General features: G+C 65.1%; 14 protein-coding genes and 1 tRNA gene. 3 read left to right on the top strand and 12 right to left on the bottom strand.

Features of this window, described 5'->3' with window-relative positions:
- Window positions 1-38: 38 nt before the first annotated feature.
- From hisD to MLE42_RS01095, 8 genes are all read right to left on the bottom strand, one after another.
- Window positions 39-1,286: a histidinol dehydrogenase gene (gene hisD / locus MLE42_RS01060; RefSeq protein WP_243286023.1), complete on the bottom strand. Its 1,248-nt coding sequence runs from the start codon at window positions 1,284-1,286 to the stop codon at window positions 39-41.
- Between the two features lie 162 nt (window positions 1,287-1,448).
- The gene (gene lpxC / locus MLE42_RS01065) at window positions 1,449-2,369 is read right to left on the bottom strand and encodes a UDP-3-O-acyl-N-acetylglucosamine deacetylase (RefSeq protein ID WP_243286024.1); all 921 of its coding nucleotides are present in this window, start codon (window positions 2,367-2,369) and stop codon (window positions 1,449-1,451) included.
- A gap of 122 nt (window positions 2,370-2,491) precedes the next feature.
- Entirely contained in the window at window positions 2,492-3,199 is a 708-nt protein-coding gene (locus MLE42_RS01070; RefSeq protein WP_243286025.1) for an IspD/TarI family cytidylyltransferase, read from the bottom strand.
- Between the two features lie 61 nt (window positions 3,200-3,260).
- A complete protein-coding gene (locus tag MLE42_RS01075) occupies window positions 3,261-4,106 on the bottom strand; it encodes a septal ring lytic transglycosylase RlpA family protein (RefSeq protein ID WP_243286026.1) in 846 nt (281 codons plus the stop codon).
- Window positions 4,107-4,244: 138 nt separating this feature from the next.
- A complete protein-coding gene (locus MLE42_RS01080) occupies window positions 4,245-5,909 on the bottom strand; it encodes a DUF4388 domain-containing protein (RefSeq protein WP_243286027.1) in 1,665 nt (554 codons plus the stop codon).
- Entirely contained in the window at window positions 5,906-7,105 is a 1,200-nt protein-coding gene (tyrS, locus tag MLE42_RS01085; protein ID WP_243286028.1) for a tyrosine--tRNA ligase, read from the bottom strand. The genes MLE42_RS01080 and tyrS overlap by 4 nt, the downstream gene beginning before the upstream one ends.
- A gap of 68 nt (window positions 7,106-7,173) precedes the next feature.
- Window positions 7,174-7,725: a hypothetical protein gene (locus tag MLE42_RS01090; RefSeq protein WP_243286029.1), complete on the bottom strand. Its 552-nt coding sequence runs from the start codon at window positions 7,723-7,725 to the stop codon at window positions 7,174-7,176.
- Between the two features lie 9 nt (window positions 7,726-7,734).
- Complete coding sequence (locus MLE42_RS01095) at window positions 7,735-9,066, bottom strand: PhoH family protein (RefSeq protein ID WP_243286030.1); 1,332 nt, start codon at window positions 9,064-9,066, stop codon at window positions 7,735-7,737.
- A 108-nt stretch (window positions 9,067-9,174) separates the two neighbouring features.
- Here MLE42_RS01095 and MLE42_RS01100 point away from each other — a divergent pair, with 108 nt between their 5' ends.
- The 3 genes from MLE42_RS01100 (at window position 9,175) to MLE42_RS01110 (ending at window position 13,640) form a co-directional block, all read left to right on the top strand.
- Window positions 9,175-11,289: a prolyl oligopeptidase family serine peptidase gene (locus MLE42_RS01100; RefSeq protein WP_243286031.1), complete on the top strand. Its 2,115-nt coding sequence runs from the start codon at window positions 9,175-9,177 to the stop codon at window positions 11,287-11,289.
- Window positions 11,290-11,374: 85 nt separating this feature from the next.
- Window positions 11,375-13,528 (top strand): prolyl oligopeptidase family serine peptidase, encoded by a 2,154-nt coding sequence (locus tag MLE42_RS01105; RefSeq protein ID WP_243286032.1) that lies wholly within the window; start codon window positions 11,375-11,377, stop codon window positions 13,526-13,528.
- A gap of 36 nt (window positions 13,529-13,564) precedes the next feature.
- Window positions 13,565-13,640: transfer RNA gene (locus tag MLE42_RS01110), tRNA-Thr, on the top strand.
- 609 nt (window positions 13,641-14,249) lie between these two features.
- Here MLE42_RS01110 and MLE42_RS01115 read toward each other — a convergent pair.
- From MLE42_RS01115 to MLE42_RS01130, 4 genes are all read right to left on the bottom strand, one after another.
- The gene (locus MLE42_RS01115; protein WP_243286033.1) at window positions 14,250-14,918 is read right to left on the bottom strand and encodes an SOS response-associated peptidase; all 669 of its coding nucleotides are present in this window, start codon (window positions 14,916-14,918) and stop codon (window positions 14,250-14,252) included.
- Between the two features lie 107 nt (window positions 14,919-15,025).
- Window positions 15,026-15,319, bottom strand: coding sequence for a hypothetical protein (locus MLE42_RS01120; protein WP_243286034.1), 294 nt, complete (start codon window positions 15,317-15,319; stop codon window positions 15,026-15,028).
- A 26-nt stretch (window positions 15,320-15,345) separates the two neighbouring features.
- Window positions 15,346-15,711, bottom strand: coding sequence for a hypothetical protein (locus MLE42_RS01125; protein ID WP_243286035.1), 366 nt, complete (start codon window positions 15,709-15,711; stop codon window positions 15,346-15,348).
- 32 nt (window positions 15,712-15,743) lie between these two features.
- Window positions 15,744-17,396 (bottom strand): hypothetical protein, encoded by a 1,653-nt coding sequence (locus MLE42_RS01130; RefSeq protein WP_243286036.1) that lies wholly within the window; start codon window positions 17,394-17,396, stop codon window positions 15,744-15,746.
- Window positions 17,397-17,883: the final 487 nt, after the last annotated feature.

Consider the following 17,883-nt stretch of genomic DNA (forward strand, 5'->3'; position numbering starts at 1 on the left):
GAAGAAGCGGATCGGAGCGCTCGGCGGAGAGGCGCTCCCTAGGGGTGGTGATGGCCGCGCAGGCCGGCACTGCGGCCGTGGTGGGTGAGGCCCTCGGCCTCGGCCAGCTTCTCGACCCAGGGAGCCATGGCGGCTGCATCGCCGGCGGAGAGCCGCAGCAGGCTCTGGCGCTTGAGGAAGGTGGCCACGCCCAGAGGGCTGGTGTAGCGGGCGCTGCGATCCGTGGGCAGCACGTGGTTGGGCCCGGCACCGTAGTCGCCGAAGGCCTCGGCGCTGGCGCTGCCGATGAAGACGGCTCCGGCGGTGGTCAGCGAGGGCAGCCAGACTTCCGGATCGCGGACGCAGAGCTCGAGGTGCTCGGGCGCCCAGGCCTGGGCCAGGGCGATGGCCAGGTCGCGCTCGGCGCAGACCAGCCGCCCGTGGACGCCCAGGCTCTGCTCGAGGATGGCGCGGCGGGGCGAGGCGGCCACGCGGGCCTGGAGCTCGGCCTCCACCGCCTTGAGCAGGGCGCGATCGGCGCTCACCAGCACGGCGGCGGCGTCGGGATCGTGCTCGGCCTGGGCCATCAGGTCTTCGGCGAGCCAGGCGGAATCCGCGCTGCCGTCGGCCAGGACCAGCAGCTCGGTGGGGCCCGCCAGGGCGTCGATGCCGCAGGTGCCGATGAGCTGCCGCTTGGCTTCGGCCACGAAGCGGTTGCCGGGACCGGCGACGAGGTCCACGGCGGGCTCGCCGAAAGCCAGCCAGCCAAGGGCCTGGGCGCCGCCGAAGGGGTACAGCTCGGTGAGGCCCAGCTCCGCGGCGCAGGCCAGCACCAGGGGGTCCACGCCCCAGGCGCCGGGCAGGCTGGGCTGGGGCTTGGGAGGTGTGACGCCCACGATGCGGCTCACGCCGGCCACCTGGGCGGGGATCACGGTCATGGCGAGGGTGGAGGGGTAGAAGGCGCGCCCGCCGGGGATGTAGACGCCCGCGGTCTTCAGCGGGCACCAGCGCTCGCCCACGGTGCCGCCGCCGGGCAGGGGCAGCTCCAGGTCGTTCAGGCAGCCGCGCTGGCCCTCCGCGAAGCGGCGGACGTTGGCGATCATCTCCCGCAGGGCGGCCATGAGATCCGGCTGGCGGCGGTCCAGGTCCGCGCGGGCGGCCTGGAGGGCCGCTTCGGGGATGCGCAGGGCGGCAGGATCGAGGGCTACGCCATCCAGGCGCGAGGTCCAATCCAGCACGGCCTTCAGGCCATCCCGGCGCACATCCGCCAGGATGGCCTTGACGGCCTTCCGAGTGTCCTCTTCCATCCCCCCGTTCCGCGCCAGCGCGGCCACCCAGTCGCTTACCTGCCCGGGCGCGTCCGCCCGGTTCGTCAGGTCACTGAAGGAGATGAAGTAACACCTATGCACCTCTCGGGTGAAGGGAACAGGCTGACAGATCCCTGTCGTGGGCCGCAACCCGAAATCGGTTCAGGCAGGCTGCGCCGCGGCGGTGAGCCCTGCGGGTTGGAAGAAGAAGCGCACGTTGGCGGGCTCGGCCTCTTCGGTCCACTCCCAGCAGCTGGGAGCCGCGAGGATGGCCTGGGCCAGGGCCACATGCAGGGCATGGCCGGCGGCATGGGCCTCCACCAGGCCCAGCAGGGGCGCGCCGAGCAGGGCCAGGTCGCCCACCAGATCGAGCATCTTGTGGCGAACGGCTTCGTCCTCGTAGCGCAGGGACTCGTTCAGGGGCCCGTCGGCGCCGAAGACCACGGCGTTGTCCAGGCTGCCGCCCAGGGCCAGGCCGCGGGCGCGCATCATGTCGATCTCCTGGGCCAGGCAGAAGGTGCGGGCGGCGCCCAGCTCCCGGCGGTACTTGTCGGGCGTGAGGCTCAGCTCGCGGCTCTGGCGGCCCAGGGCAGGGATGGGGAAGTCAATGACGTAGCGCAGGCGCAGGCCGTCGTAGGGGAGGGCCCGGATCCAGCGGTCGCCATTCCGGACTTCGATGGGCTGGGTGATCTTCATGAAGCGGCGGCGGCCTTCCAGGCCCTTCACGCCGGCCTGCAGGATGGCCTCCACCCAGGGGGCGGCGCTGCCATCGAGAATGGGAAGCTCCTCGGCGTCCACCTCGATGCGGAGGTGCTCCACTTCCAGGCCCATGAGCGCCGACAGCAGGTGCTCGACGGTCTGGAGGCGCACCCCATCCTTCACCAACGTGGTGGCCAGCACCAGGTCGCCGGCCAAGTCGGCGCGGGCGGGGATCGCGGTGCCGGTGGGCGTGTGGACGAACAGGATGCCCGTGGGCTCGGCCACGGGTACCAGGCGCACGGAACAGGGGCGGTTGCCATGCAGGCCATGGCCCGAGATGGTGATCTCGCGGCTCAGGGTCTGGGGCGTGGTGCTGCGGGGCATGGTTCGTCCTCGCAGACTCATAAGCTAGTATCGTGCCATTATACTACTTAAATCATTTCATGATTTGAGTAAAGATGACAAAGGAGCGGATGTGGGTTCATCCACCACACACCGTGGTCTGTTCAGCCGGGCCGGGTGCGCTCCCAGTCCTCGGGGGTGGTGAGCTTCAGGTTGGAGCTGGGGCTGGGGATCAGTTTCACCGCCAGGCCCAGGCGCTCGAGCAGGGCGACGTCATCCGTGGCGTTGAAACCTGATGCGTCGGCGGCGCGGAAGGCGTTGAGCCAAGTGCCCAGGCGCGCGATCTGGGGGGTCTGGGCCCGGAAGAAGGCCTCCCGGGGTTCGGTGCCGAGCACCCGGCCGTTCTCGTCCACCCGCTTGAGGGTGTCGGTGGAAGGTTCGCCGAGCAGGACGCCATCGAACTGGTTCAGGGCGTCCAGGGCTTCCCACAGGGGCGCTACCGGAGGGAAGGGCCGGACGGCGTCATGGATCATGACCGGGGCGAGAGGCTGGTCGGGCAGGGCCCGGAGGGCGGCCCACACGGAGGCCTGGCGGGTGTCGCCGCCCGGCACCACCCAGCAGGGCGCGCTGAAGGACCAGGAGCGGGTTTCCTCCAGGTGGCTTTCAGGTACGGCCAAGGCGATACCGGCAAGGTGAGGCATGCCTGGGGCCAGGAACGCTTCCACCGTGGCCTGGAGCAGGGGGCGGCCACCCCAATCGCGGAACTGCTTGGGCAGGCCGCCGCCCATGCGCAGACCCCGCCCCCCGGCCGGGATGACCAAGTAGGGGCGCAGGGGATCAGACGTGGTGAGCGGGCTTGGCCCGGGCACCACGTGGGGGCCCCCGGGGGGGACATCGCGAGCGGAGCGAGCAGGCGGTCCCCCCAGGACCATGTCAGCGCTGGCGGGTGATGAAGGGTTCGACACCGCGGTCCTTCATGAGCTTGGCGAGTCGCTCGGCCGCCTGCTCGGCATCCTGGCGGCTGGTGTAGCTGCCCACCCGGACCCGCTTCACGGCCACGCCACCGCGGGTGGTGGCGCTCTGGAGCGTCACGACGCCGAAGGTGTTTTCAAGTTCGCGTGTAAGTGACTCGATGTTCTTGGGATCCGAAAGAGCCGCCACCTGCACCACAAAGGGGTCCGCATGATCGACGGCCGGATCCAGCGCGGTGGGAAGGCCCATGGCATCCACGGAGCGCAGGCGGACGCGGGCGGTCCCATGGCCCAGGAACCCCAGGTCCCTGGCCCCCTGCTTGGAGAGGTCCAATACCCTTCCCTTGATGAAGGGGCCGCGGTCATTCACGCGGAAGACCGCGCGCTTCCGGTTCTCCAGGTTCTCGACTTCCACGAAGCTGCCCAGGGGAAGGGTCCGGTGGGCGCAGGTGTACTGCTCCGGATCGAATATTTCCCCGCTGGCCGTCTGCCGGCCTGCGAATCCGTCGTCATCCCCGCCGTACCAGCTGGCCACACCCTCCTCCACATAGGCCTGGCCATCTGCGGGCTGGGCACCATTGCGGGAACCGGCGGAGGGGGAAGCATAGGTCGCCGGGGGCCGGGTGCAGTGGAGGGTGAAGCTGAGGGCGACCAGGGTGGCCACCCGAGGGGTGCTCCAGCGCATGACTCTGAGAAACCCGCCTTTGCCTGGGTCCACCGGCGTCGGAGGGTCGAAGGCGACATGGATCTCGTGGATCCAGAGCGCACAGGCCTTGCTCCAATTGGTGGGATGGAAGGGTGACAGCATCGGGCTCCACAAACAAAGATCAACGGGTCACGTTTAATGGACCAGTTCGTATACATATAAAGTATGGCGAAGCCTAGCCCTTTTGTAAAGGACTGCAAATTGCAATAGGAATATGTGCAGCGAAACCGCTGCTTATGCCTATTGCCGGTTGGGGATCTGGTCCACCTTGAAAGGCTTCGGACGGTTCCCCTCAGCCAGGAAGGGGGGCGGAAGGCGACGGGCTGCCGCCAGAGCCGTGGCCTCCGATTCATAGGTGCCGAGGAAGATCTGATGGCAGGTGCGTCCGTTCCGCATGGTCATGGGTAGGAGGAAGAGATCCGGATTTTGACCCTTCAGAAGACCGGCCGCACGCTGGATCGTATCGCCCTGGCACGCGATCTCCAGGCGCAGGGACCACTTGTCCTGGCTGGCGGCGCACAGGGCCAAACCCTGGCTGTGGGCCAGCTTCCAGTTGCCCGCCTGGATGGCCTTCAGGCGCTCGGCCTGGGAGGAAACCGAGGGCCTGGGGGCGGGCTTCGGTTGGACCGGAGGCACCACCTTTGGCGCCTTGGCCGGTTCGGAAACCGGTTTCGCGTCGGGTTTGGGGGCGGCTTGAGCCTCAGGCTTGGACTCTGATTTCACCTCGGGCTCGGGGCTGGCCTCGGGGAGGGGTTGCCCCGGCTTTGGTGTCGGCGCGGGAGGGCTCAGTGGGGAAGGCTGGGCAAGCTTCGGAAGAATGATGGGGTTCCGTTGGTACCACCGCAGACCACCCCACAGGCCCGCAACCACCAGAAGGATTCCAAATAGAAAGAGTGGACGCCGGGAGGTGCCTTTGGGTTCAAAGGATTTGAAATCAGGAGGTTCCGTGCTACCCGCTGCGGTCTGATGGATGGGGAGGGGCCGTTCCTGCGAGAGCGGAGGCTGGAGCCCGCCTTGGGCGGGCTCCTCCCATTCGTCCTCTGGGCCCAGCCGGTCGAGGGCTTCGGAAAGGTGCTCCAGGTTCGTGGTGGGGACCTGGCTGGCTTCGATGGCCTGGATCAGGGAGGGGGCGGCCGGCGAAGGCGGCGGAACCGGCAGCGCCACTGGGGGCGTCACAGGCGGCGCGATCAGGATTGGCTCCGGTTCTGGGGTCTGGGCGGCCGCCGGGGACGACGGCGCCATCTGGAGGCGGACGCAGCCCATCTCCCGCAGGTAGAGCACGAAGGCACCCAGGCGGAAGGGCTCAACCCCGGCCTCGCGGCTCAAGTCCAGGAGGGTCCGCTGGCCGCCCAGGAGTCCGGGGAGGCGGACCAGGTCGGGGGGGAGGTTGAGCTCGGGAAGGCGCGGAACCTCCAGGGCCACCACCTGGTCCAGGGGGCCGAGTTCCGCCAGCAGGGGCTCGCGATCCTGTAGGTTCAGCACGCCCGCCAACAGCATGCCCGGAGTATCGAAGGGGAGGCGGACCGTGGAGGCGTCGAGGGCCTTGGCCTCGAAAACCGGACGTTCCACCGTCTCCGCCATGACCGCCCAGACCACCCGCTCCACCTGGGCCCGGGCCACGTCCAGCAGATCCCGCTGGGTGATGAACCCCATTTCAATGAGGTTCCGCCCGATGGACATGGTCGGATTGAGGTTCGCCATGGCGTAGTCGAGCTGGACCTGGGTCAGCTTGCCGCGTTCCACCAGCAGGTGGGTCAGACGGTCCTGGGGGTGGCTGCTGGCGGCGAACACCACGTTCCCGCCGTCGAAGTAGACGACCCGGTTGGGTTCCTGGCCCAGGCGCCACAGGCCGGTGGCTCCTGTCCGATGCCGGGCGAAGAGGTCCTTGAGGGCCGGAAGGCTCATGAGATCATCCAGCGCTCAAGCTTGAGCTTGCCCACCTTCACCAGGAGGGACTGGCCGGAATGCAGCGCGAGCCGCAGGGCCGGATCCCCGGCCTTCTGGCCGTCCAGGCTGACGGCGCCCTGGCCGATGAGGCGCTCGGCCTCCTTGCGGCTGGCGGCCAGGCCGCGGTCCACCAGCAGGCGGCTGAGGGGGACCTCGCCGTCCGTGGGGGCCATGGCGACCTCGGGAGCCTCCTCCTGGCTGCGTTCCGAGAACCGGCGCACCCAGCGCTCCTCGGCCTCGCGGCCTGCGACGGCGCCGTGGAAATCTGACACGATCTGCCGGGCCAGCGCCTTTTTGGCGTCCATGGGGTGGCCCTGCCTGAGGAGCTCGATCTCTGCGGGGAGCTTGTCCGTCAGCAGCAGGTACCAGTCCCACATGAGGGCGTCACTGGCGCTCATGGCCTTGCCGAACTGGGTGTCCGGATCCTCCATGAAGCCGATGTAGTTGCCGAGGGACTTCGACATCTTCTCGACGCCGTCCAAGCCCAGCAGGAGCGGCACGGTGAGCACCACCTGGGGCTTCTGGCCCGACGCCTCCTGGAGGATGCGGCCCTGCATGAGGTTGAAGAGCTGGTCATTGCCGCCCAGCTCCACGTCGGCCTGGAGGGCCACGGAATCGTAGGCCTGGGTGAGGGGGTAGAGCAGCTCGTGGAGCGAGATGGGCTCGCGGGCCTCCATGCGCTTGGCGAAATCATTGCGCTCCAGCATCTGGGCCACGGTGAAGCGCGAGGCCAGGCGGATCCACTGCTCGCCGTGCAGGGGGCCAAGCCACTCGCTGTTGAAGCGCACCTTGGTCTTTTCGGGATCGAGGATCTTGAAGACCTGGGCCTTGTAGGTCTCCGCGTTGGCAAGCACCTCCTCGCGGGACAGGGGCGGGCGTGTGGCCTTCTTGCCCGTGGGATCGCCGATGAGGCCGGTGAAGTCTCCGATGAGGAATGTCACCTCGTGGCCCAGCTTCTGGAACTGGGCCATCTTCCGGATGAGCACGCCATGGCCCAGGTGCAGGTCGGGCGCCGTGGGATCGAAGCCCGCCTTGATCCTCAGGGGCCGCCCTTCCTTCAGCTTCGCTTCCAGCTGTTCCACCTTGTGGCAGGTCACGGTGCCCTTCATGAGCAGGGCGAGGGCGTCAGATACGGATCCGAAAGCGGCGGTCATGCCTGAATCTTGGCGGAAAACCTGCTGATCCTCAATCCGGAACGGTCAGAGGGTTTCCGCGGATCCAATCAACGGACATCCACTTCGAGCACGCGGCGGGGCCCCTTGTCCCCGGGATTCCGCGCACTTTCGAAGGTGATATAGACAGATCGCCCCGATTTCGGGCTCCAGCCCACTTCCACCTTGCCACCCAGATCCCGGTGGATGCGGAGGCCCTGGTGTTCCATCAGGTCCGGGGTGAGGTCCGGAACGGGAGCAAGATCCTTCTGCCACTTGGTTGCGGATTGGAGAAAGTCGGACTCGCTGGGCCAGGTCTTCGCCAGGCCGGGGTTGGCCGCATAGAGGGCCCGGCAGCCCTCGGGCGTGCGGAGCTGGTCCACCACGGCGCGGAAGTCCTCCCAGTCGGGGCGGATCTTGTCGAGCGCGAAGCCCATGACCTTGCTCTTGAACCCTTCGGGATCCTTCTTGGCCTTGTTGGCCACATAGGCGACGCCGCCCACGCAGGTCACGAGGGCCACCAGGAAGGCGATGCCGCAGCCCATGGCGACCTTCGCCCAGAGGGGCAGGCCCGGTTTGAGGGGGACGCCGTGTCCGCCGTTGTCCCAGGAGGAATCTGCCATATGGGGCTCCTAGAGCAGGTTGCTCGCCAATTCTGCCAGCTTGCTGCGTTCGCCCTTCATCAGGGTGACGTGGCCGGATACATCGAGATGCTTGAAGTGGTCCGCGAGGAAGCTGAGGCCGTTGGTGCTGGAATCCACGTAGGGGTTGTCGATCTGGTACGGATCGCCCGTGAAGATCACCTTGGTGCCTTCCCCGGCGCGCGTGAGGATGGTCTTCACCTCATGGGGCGTGAGGTTCTGGGCCTCGTCGACCACGAGGTACTGCTTGGGGATGCTGCGGCCCCGGATGTAGGTGAGGGGCTCCACGCTGAGGTAGCCCGCCTCCTCCAGCTGGCCGGCGGTCATGGTGCTGCGGCGCCGGGCCTCGGTGTTGGCGGCCACGATGAACTCGAGGTTGTCGTAGATGGGCTGCATGTAGGGCCGCAGCTTCTCGCCCACGTCCCCGGGCAGGTAGCCCAGGTCGCGTCCCATGGGCATGACGGGGCGGCTGACCAGGATCTTGTCGTAGGCCTCGTCATCCACCACTTGCTGCAGACCCGCGGCGATGGCCAGCAGGGTCTTGCCGGTGCCAGCCTTGCCCACCAGGGTGACCACCTGGACCGTGGGATCCAGCAGGAGCTCCATGGCGAACTGCTGCTCGCGGTTGCGGGGCTTGATCCCCCAGGGATAGGCCTCGATCCGGCGCATGGGCCGGAGAAGGGCCTCGCCGGCCATGAAGCGAGCCAGGGCCGTGTGGCTGGGGTTGGACCGGTCCATCAGGGTGACGAACTGGTTGGGTTGGAGGTGCAGCTCGGGGTCCGGTGGGAGGCCACCGTCGTAGAGGAGATCCACCTGGGCAGGATCCACCTCCCAGCTCTTGTGGCCCGAGTAGAGCTCATCCATCTCCACCCGGTCCGTGGTGTAGTCCTCGGCCAGGATGCCGATGGCGTCGGCCTTGATGCGGAGGTTGGTGTCCTTGGTGACGAGGACCACCTTCTCCTTGGACGTGCCGAGGAGCTGCTTGGCGCAGGCCAGGATCTGGTTGTCGGCCTTGTGCTTGTCCTCGCGGAGGATGCCGAGGTCCAGGGGGTGGCTCTCCACATCCACCTTCAGGGAGCCGCCGTCGCCCAGGGGCACGCCGCGGCTGAGGCTGCCGCTGGCGCGGAGCTTGTCCAGCATGCGGGAGATCGTCCGGGCGTTTCGGCCGACCTCCGTCTGGTCCTTCTTGAAGTGGTCGATCTCCTCGATGACGACGATGGGCAGCACCACATCGTGTTCCTGGAAGTGGAGGATCGAGTTCGGATCGTGCAGGAGGACGTTCGTATCCAGGACGAAGACTTTCTTGCTGGACGGTGGGACCAAAGAGACCTCCAGGGCTGGCCGGAGCCTACCACCAAGCGGCCGGCCATGCACGGCTGGGAATGGGCCTTTCGTTGGTGCGAGAATGTCTGCCCGCTTGGAGACCACCGCATGAGGATCCTTCCCATGGCCCTCGCCATCACCACCGCCCTGTCCGCCCAGACCCCCCTGACTTATCCGCCCACGCGGAAAGGCGACGTCGTGGATGATTTCTTCGGCACCAAGGTGGCCGATCCCTACCGCTGGCTGGAGGACGATAACAGCGCCGAGACCAAGGCCTGGGTGGAGGCCCAGAACAAGGTCACCTTCGCCTACCTGGCCCAGATTCCCCAGCGGACGACGATCCGGGAGCGCATGGCCCGCCTCTGGGACTTCGAGAAATTCAGCGCCCCCTTCAAGCGGGGCGGTCGCTATTTCTACTCCTACAACACCGGCCTCCAGAACCAGTCGGTCCTGTACGTGACGGAGGATCCCAAGGCGAAGGGAAGGGTGCTCCTCGATCCCAACACCCTGAGCAAGGATGGCACCGTGGCCCTCAGCGGCGCGAGCTTCACCGAGGATGGGGGCCTCATGGCCTATTCCGTCTCCGTGGCAGGCTCGGACTGGCAGACCTGGAAGGTGCGCGAGGTGGCCACCGGGAAGGACCTCGCCGACGAGATCCGCTGGTCCAAGGCCAGCGGCGCCTCCTGGCTCAAGGATGGCAGCGGCTTCTTCTACAGCCGGTACGAGGCCCCGAAGGAAGGCGGGGCGCTCACGGGCGTGAACAACAACCACATGCTGTACTTCCACAAGCTGGGCACGCCCCAGTCCGAGGACGCGCTCATCTACCAGCGTCCGGATCAGCCCGAGTGGTACCTCGGCGGCACGGTCACGGATGATGGCCACTGGCTCGTCATCACCGGGAACAAGGGCACCAACCCCGAGACCAGCCTGTTCCTCAAGGACCTCACGAAGCCCGGCAGCCCCGTGGAGCCATTCCTGGACCGCATGGACGCCTCCTACGGCGTGGTCGACAACGAGGGCGACCGCTTCTTCGTCGTCACCAACCAGGGGGCGCCCCGCAACCGCCTGGTGGCCATCCGAAAGGGGCAGGCCGAGCCCGCGAGCTGGACCGAGATCATCCCCCAGGCGAAAGGCCGGGATGTCCTGGAATCCGTCTCTCTCGTGGGGAACCGCTTCATCGCCACCTGGATGCGCGATGCCCATTCCGCCGTGGAGTTCTATGACCTGAAGGGGAAGAAGACGGGCACGCTGGCCTTGCCCACCCTGGGAACCGTCACTGGCTTTGGGGGGCGCAGGGAGGATGCCGAGACCTTCTACACCTTTGGCAGCTTCGCCTACCCCGGAACCATCTACCGCCTGGACCTGAAGACCGCCAAGAGCACCGTATTCCGCGCCCCGACGGTGGCTTTCAAGCCCGCGGATTACGAGGTGGAGCAGATCTTCTACCCCAGCAAGGACGGCACGAAGATCCCCATGTTCCTGGTGCACAAGAAGGGGATCAAGCTCGACGGCCAGAATCCGACCCTGCTGTACGGCTACGGCGGCTTCAACGTGTCCCTGACGCCCGCCTTCTCCGTCTCGCGCATGGTCTGGCTTGAGATGGGCGGCGTCTACGCCATGCCGAACCTCCGCGGCGGCGGCGAGTACGGCCTCGAGTGGTACGACGCGGGCCGGAAGGCGAAGAAGCAGAACGTCTTCGACGACTTCATCGCCGCGGCCGAGTGGCTCATCGCGCACAAGGTCACCTCCACGCCGAAGCTGGCCATCAACGGCGGCAGCAATGGCGGGCTGCTGGTGGGCGCCTGTCTCACCCAGCGGCCGGATCTCTTCGGCGCCGCGGTGCCGGAGGTGGGCGTCATGGACATGCTGCGCTTCCACAAGTTCACCCTGGGCTGGGGCTGGAAGAGCGACTACGGCAGCAGCGAGACGAAGGAGGGCTTCGAGACCCTCATGAAGTACTCGCCCCTGCACACCATCAAGCCCGGCGTGAAGTATCCGCCGACACTCATCACCACCGGCGATCACGATGACCGCGTGGTGCCCGCCCACAGCCACAAGTTCACGGCCACGCTCCAGGCCGCGCAGGCGGGCCCGGCTCCCATCCTCACCCGCATCGAGACCAGCGCGGGGCATGGCGCGGGCAAGCCCACGGCCAAGGTCATCGAAGAGCGGGCCGATGTGCTGGCCTTCCTGGCCAAGAACCTGGGCTTGAAGACGCCCTGATACGCGTTTTCGGATGCCTTTTCCGATGCAAACATAGTGTTGCGAGGTATGCTGGGGACCTCCCCATGTTCCCGGAGGTTCCCAGATGACCTGCATCCGATCCCGCGCGTGCGCGCTGGCCTTGGCGGCGACCGCCCTCATGGCCCAGACGCCGCTGTCCTATCCAGCCACCCGCAAGGCGGACGTGGTGGACGACTACTTCGGCACCAAGGTGGCTGACCCCTACCGCTGGCTGGAGGATGACCACTCCGCCGAGACCAAGGCGTGGGTGGAGGCCGAGAACAAGGTGACCCGGGCCTACCTGGCGCAGATCCCCGAGCGGAAGGCCATCGAGGCCCGGATGACTCGCCTCTGGAACTACGAGAAGTACGGCGCGCCCAGCAAGCACGGGAAGTACTACGTCTATTCCTACAACTCCGGCCTCCAGAACCAGGCGGTGGTCTACCTCATGGAGCGTCTGGAGGAAAAGGGGCGCGTGCTCTTCGACCCCAACGCCCTGAGCCAGGACGGCACCGTGGCCCTGGGTGGCCTGCGTTTCAGCGAGGACGGGGCCTTCGTGGCCTACAGCCTGTCCAAGGGCGGCTCCGACGTGAGCACCTGGAAGGTCCGCAACGTGGCCACGGGCGTGGATCTTCCCGATGCCTTCCCGGCCGGGCGGATGGCCGTCAACGACTGGGCGAAGGATGGCAGCGGGTTCTACTACACCGACTATCCCAAGGTGGCGGCCGGCAAGGCCCTGACCGCCGTCTACAAGAACCAGAAGCTGTTCTTCCACAAGCTGGGCGATCCCGTCGAGAAGGACGCGGTGGTCTATGAGCGTCCCGATCAGCCGGATTGGGGCTTCGGCGCGCAGGTCACCGACGACGGCCACTGGCTGGTCATCGCCCAGCGCCAGGGCACCGAGCGGAAGAACCGGATCTTCCTGAAGGATCTCCGGAAGCCAGGCAGTCCCGTGGCACCCCTCTTCGATAAGTACGACGGATCCTATGCCATCCTCGGCAATGACGGCGACACCTTCTACGTGCACACCGACGCCAGCGCGCCGCGTCACCGGATCGTAGCCGTGGAACTGAAGGATCCGAGCCCGAAGGCCTGGAGGGACATCGTCCCCGAAGGGAAGGGGCGGGACGTCCTGGCGGGAGCCGATCTGTTTGGCGACACCCTGGCCATCACCTGGAAGGTGGATGCCCTCAACGTCGTGAAGCTCTATGACCTGAAGGGACGCTTCCTCAAGGAGATCAAGCCCGAGGGACTGGGCAACCTCAGTGGCTTCAATGGCCGCCGCCAGGACACCGAGACCTTCTACACCTTCACCTCCTACAACCAGCCGCCCACCCTCTACCGCTACGACCTGAAGAGCGGCAAGAGCTCCGTGTTCCGGCAGCCCAAGGTGGACATCAAGCCCACCGAGTACGAGGTGAAGGAAATCTTCTATCCCAGCAAGGACGGCACGAAGGTGCCCATGTTCCTGGCCTACAAGAAGGGCCTGAAGCTGGATGGCACGAACCCCACGCTCCTCTACGCCTACGGCGGCTTCAACATCGCCCAGTCCCCCGGCTACTCGCCCATTTCCCAGGTCTGGATGGAGATGGGCGGCGTCTATGCCGTGGCCTGCCTGCGGGGTGGCAGCGAGTACGGCAAGGAGTGGTGGGAGGCCGGCAAGCGGGAGAAGAAGCAGAACGTCTTCGACGACTTCATCGCCGCCGCCGAGTGGCTCATCCAGGAGAAGTACACCAGCACCCCCCGGCTCGCCATCCAGGGCGGCTCCAACGGCGGCCTGCTGGTGGGCGCCTGCATGACCCAGCGCCCGGACCTCTTCGGCGCGGCGCTGCCCGCGGTGGGCGTCATGGACATGCTGCGGTACCACACCTTCACCATCGGGTGGATGTGGAAGAGCGACTACATGTCCAGCGACACGCCGGAAGGGTTCGCGAACCTGATCAAGTACTCGCCCCTCCACAACCTGAAGCCCGGCGTGAAGTACCCTCCGACGCTGGTGACCACCGGCGACCACGATGACCGTGTGGTGCCCGCCCACAGCCACAAGTTCATCGCCACCCTCCAGGCTGACCAGGCCGGCCCCGCCCCCGTCCTCACCCGCATCGAGACCAACGCGGGCCACGGCGCCGGCAAGCCCACCGCCAAGCTCATCACCGAGCGCGCCGACCTGTGGGCCTTCCTCGTCAAGAACCTCCACATGAAGCTGCCCTCCAGCTTCGCCCAGCAGCCCAGGAGTTGATTCAAACGGCCTCCCAGGGCAAACTGGGAGGCCAGCGCCAACTTAGCTCAGCTGGTAGAGCAGCTGATTCGTAATCAGCAGGTCGCAGGTTCGAATCCTGTAGTTGGCTCCACACTTAGGCCCCTTCACTGGGGCCTTTGCTTTGCTTGATATACATCCTGTGCGCTCTCAAGTTGGATCGGCCCCCGCCTAGCCCTAGACTCGCCGCATGCGAATCCTTCAGTTCATCCCATCCGACCAGGCCCGGTCCACTCTTCTAGCCCAGGCAAGGCGCAAGCGCCTGGCAGCTCGTGAGGACGAGGGATGGGTCGTTTTCGAGGTTTCTTGGCCCGAAGATCCAGAGCCAGTGCGGAAGCTGGTTGAATCCGCCGTGACTCCTCTAGGCGCTCCCGGTAGGCCTTGACCAACCCCAGGCGGTCCGCCTCCTCGCGCCATACATCTTGGAATCGGCTCATGGCCCGGAGGTGGTCCTCCCCCCATTCGGCTTCTGGCAGGGGATAGGCCAGGAGGACCTGACCCGGCAGCAGCCCCTGAGTGCCCAGAATCATCCATCGTTCCCTGTTGAGGTGGTGAACTGAGCCGCCGATCTGGAAACCGATGTTTAGCTGTGGTGCAGCGCACACACAATTGATGAGGTCGGCATCAGCCGGGTTGAACTCTGGAGTCTGGAAGGGAATCACGGGGCACCTCGGCCTGCGATCCCTGGAAGGGGTAGGAGATTTTACCCCTTGATGGGCAGGATCAGCTCCGGCGAATCGTTCCTTACGTTGCCCACGGCGGAACTGACGGGATGCACGGCCATGCGCTCGGCTGGGTAGGGCACCAAGAGGGGTTTGACCTCCCGCGTTTGAGCGGCGGGGTCCAACCATAGGGGCCAAGCCTCACGGGGCAGGATGGCGGGCATTCGGTTGTGTATGCCTGCCATCAACTCATTCGGCTCCGTGGTGATGATGCATGCACTGACCATGACCTCGCCGTGGGGGCCCTGCCAGTCCTCCATCAGGCCAGCGAAGGCGAAGAGGTCCCCATCTGTGGGGTGAATGTAGAAGGGCTGTTTCGCCTTGCCCTCGGCTTTCCACTCAAAGAAACCTGATGCCGGAATGATGACCCGCTTTCGCTTGAAGGCCGCCCGGAAGGTGGGCTTCTCCTCCAGCGTCTCGGCGCGGGCATTGATGGGCTTCGAGAATTCGTTAGGATCCTTGACCCAGCCGGGGATCAAGCCCCAGAAAGCCACATCTGCCACGCGCTGTCCCTTCTCCGGTCGAACGATGACGATGTATTGCCCTGGAGCGATGTTGTAACCCTTCTTGATGTCGAATCCCGGCGGGACCATGCCGAAAGCCTCAGCCAGGGATCCTGCGCTGAATGTGAAGGTGTAGCGGCCGCACATCAGAGCATGATGCACGGAATCCGCACGGAGGGTGGATTACCTGGTGGAAAACTCATCCCACCCTATGCGGGTTCAAGCCTTCCATGGATGCTGCGTTCTGCGGGCAGCTAGGCGGAAGTGACGGCGCTCCGGATATGGACCATCACGGCCCCGCGATCCTTGAACTTCGGCTCCACAGTCACAGGCTGACCGTCTTTGCGCTGATAGATGGCCCCGAATCGGCCACGAACCCGGCTTACCTGGACGCGGTAGTTCACTCCATTGGCCTCCATATCCACCACAGGGAAGTCCTCGTCCACAAGGGCCTCCCGGACCTTCCAGATGGCGACCAGCAGCGCAATGGCCCAGGCGATGGTCAATGCGGCGGCGATGAAGGTCACGAAACCGATACCGTCAGACATGGAAACCTCCGGGTTAAGAATAGGGCTCAATCATTCAGGTCTCTAGCCGCTTGATCAACGATGGGTTGCCAGCGAGTGACTGTGATTCGGACCATGCCTGCGGGGGCCTGCTTGGAGTGGCCGTACTCCAACGGAATGGCATAGGCCAGGTTGTTCACGATCCAGGTTGTTCCACCGGCCTTGAGCATGGCGGCCATGCTAGCGGCGCGGGCGATGGAGGATGCTCCGGTCTTATCGGGAATTTGGCTCGTGTCCGTGGGGAGGCTCGCCCCAACAAACCAATTTGCCCTGAACATGCCCGTGTCCACCGGGCTCAACTTCACCAGTTCCGAGGTCACGTCCAGGACCACCTTTCGCACAAGAAGGTCAGAGCGGAACTTGGCCTTCAGCACGAACCGATCAACGTCCCCTTTGAATCCCACGATCACGCCCTCGCCAGCAGGCCGCCAGAGCGGGACTGTTCAGTAGCCCACTGGTTCACTACGCCGCGCATCATCTGGCCAAGCTTTACGGCAGACTGTCCGCCCTCTTCGGCAGAGACGTTGGAGCCCTTGGTATCGACCTTGACGCTGATGGCGACGTTGTTTACCTGGCCACCAATCGCACGGTTGGGCGTGATGTATCCGGTCTGCCCTGGGGTGAATATCTCCGGCCCCTGCTCCCCGACTAGGTAGGACGACCCGCTGTATACAGATCCACCCGAGGCCCTGGGTTGGATTGGATCATATCCCCCAGGATCAATGTAGCCCGTGATCGCAGTGGTAACCGAGGCCTCAGGGGTGAATAGACCGCCAAGCCAACCCATCGCCTGGTTCATAACCTGTTGCTCGAGGATCGCCCGCTCCATCTGCCGCAGCATGTCCGCAATCACGTTGCGAACCGTGTCACCCAACGTCTTCCAGGACCGCCCCAGGCCGTCCAGGTTGTCCATCCAGCCCGCAATGGCATTGGACGCCATGCCCGAGTTCTGCGTCACTGTGTAGCCAATGATCGCCCAGGTATCGCCGGATTCTGCGCGGAGGCGGAGTTCCTCTTGGCGGAGCTTCTCAAGCCCCTTCAGATAGCCACCCTCACCCAAGAGGCCTCGGTTTGCATCGAGCTTGTTCCTGTCGGAATTAAGCGACCGCAACCCATATTCGAGGGGATCGGCCCAGCTCTGCACCTGGTCAAACTCTGCCATCGCCTGATGGAGTGCTTTTAGAGTCCGTTCAAAGTCCTGGGCCGCCGTGGTAGCGATCTGGAAGTCTGGGACAGTCTTTTCGTGGAGGATCTTCAGGCCCTGAAGGTCTTCGATCATGTCTCGGTAAGGGCGGCGATCCGTCCAGATCCCAGCTGAACCATCACCCTTCTTAGCCTTGAATTCGGACTTGTCCATCAGCTTGGCGCGGTCTTCAAAGAGCTTGTCTAGCTTCTTGTTTTCCTCGTCCAGCTTCTGGAGGTCAGCGTCTAGCCCACGGGACCACAGGTAACCACCCAAGCCTGTTGATCCGCCAATATTCAGCATCGCACCAAGACCCGCCACCCATCCAGGTTTCATGGCCTTGGTAACTTGCTTTTCCTGGTCGCGGATTTGAAGCTCGATCCGCTTCATGGTGGCGATGTTGACCTTTTCGATGACCTTCAGAAGGTCGGAGTAACCCATCACCTCGTCATCGATCATCTTCCGGTAATCGGGGCCCAGGGCGTAGAGCCTGGCCTTGATGACGTCCATCCGGTCCAATGCATGGATACCCTTACCCTGGGCGGCTTCCAGGTCCTGCATGATGGTCATTTCCCCGCGCAACCGCTCTCCTAGCGTCTGCGCCGTTACGCCTGCGGAAGTCATGGCGTGGGCCATGTCCTGAGCCTTTTCCCGCATGAGATCCGTGTGCCGATACATGTCGAGGAGCATTGCCGTGGTGGTCCCGATGACCGCCGAGGCCCCGATCATCCCACCCGTCATGGAGCGGACCGCGCTGTGGAGGTTCGAAGTAGAACCTTCCGACTTGCCTGCGGCCTCACTCAGCTTCCCGAGTTCCGCAGTGCCCTTGCCAACGTCTGAATGGTCAACTTTCAGAGCGAGTGAAGCGATTTCCATGGGCGTTCCCGACTGGATGTATTGCCAATGTGGATTCAAAAAAAGGGTGACTTGTAATTGATGGAAATAAAGTTGTTATTGAAATTAAACGTCTGACTTCTGATCGTGCGGTCGCTTCCGTCCGTCGAAAACGACCACTCGAACGATGCCGCCATGGGTGGCCTCCCACACAGCAGGCGGCTCCTGTCCTGGCATTAGCACAATCCAGGGCTTGATCAGCTTTGAGGTGTGTTTCTCTTCCAGGCGGGCAAGGCGCGCCATTAGGGCCTGTCTCATCGATCACGCTCCATGATCTGTAATTCGGACCTGAATCTCTGCCCGGTCCCAGTCTTCGGGTTTGGGTTCGCTCGGATCCCACCAAACCGAAACGCCGGTCTTCGCTTCTGTGCCTCTCTCCAGGGCTTCCAGGCGTTCTCTCATGCGGCGGCTCATGACCAGGCCTGCATAGTGGGCACGTTGGCTTCCCACTCTTCAAAGGTCATCTGTG

It is taken from the genome of Geothrix terrae (genome assembly GCF_022808775.1).
GTDB lineage: Bacteria > Acidobacteriota > Holophagae > Holophagales > Holophagaceae > Geothrix > Geothrix terrae.

Excerpts from the sequence above, each read along its gene's own strand:
- hisD (WP_243286023.1), bottom strand. The coding sequence starts at position 1,286 with ATGGAAGAGGACACTCGGAAGGCCGTCAAGGCCATCCTGGCGGATGTG.
- lpxC (WP_243286024.1), bottom strand. The coding sequence starts at position 2,369 with ATGCCCCGCAGCACCACGCCCCAGACCCTGAGCCGCGAGATCACCATC.
- MLE42_RS01075 (WP_243286026.1), bottom strand. The coding sequence starts at position 4,106 with ATGCTGTCACCCTTCCATCCCACCAATTGGAGCAAGGCCTGTGCGCTC.
- MLE42_RS01080 (WP_243286027.1), bottom strand. The coding sequence starts at position 5,909 with ATGAGCCTTCCGGCCCTCAAGGACCTCTTCGCCCGGCATCGGACAGGA.
- tyrS (WP_243286028.1), bottom strand. The coding sequence starts at position 7,105 with ATGACCGCCGCTTTCGGATCCGTATCTGACGCCCTCGCCCTGCTCATG.
- MLE42_RS01090 (WP_243286029.1), bottom strand. The coding sequence starts at position 7,725 with ATGGCAGATTCCTCCTGGGACAACGGCGGACACGGCGTCCCCCTCAAA.
- MLE42_RS01100 (WP_243286031.1), top strand. The coding sequence starts at position 9,175 with ATGAGGATCCTTCCCATGGCCCTCGCCATCACCACCGCCCTGTCCGCC.
- MLE42_RS01105 (WP_243286032.1), top strand. The coding sequence starts at position 11,375 with ATGACCTGCATCCGATCCCGCGCGTGCGCGCTGGCCTTGGCGGCGACC.
- MLE42_RS01115 (WP_243286033.1), bottom strand. The coding sequence starts at position 14,918 with ATGTGCGGCCGCTACACCTTCACATTCAGCGCAGGATCCCTGGCTGAG.
- MLE42_RS01120 (WP_243286034.1), bottom strand. The coding sequence starts at position 15,319 with ATGTCTGACGGTATCGGTTTCGTGACCTTCATCGCCGCCGCATTGACC.
- MLE42_RS01130 (WP_243286036.1), bottom strand. The coding sequence starts at position 17,396 with ATGGAAATCGCTTCACTCGCTCTGAAAGTTGACCATTCAGACGTTGGC.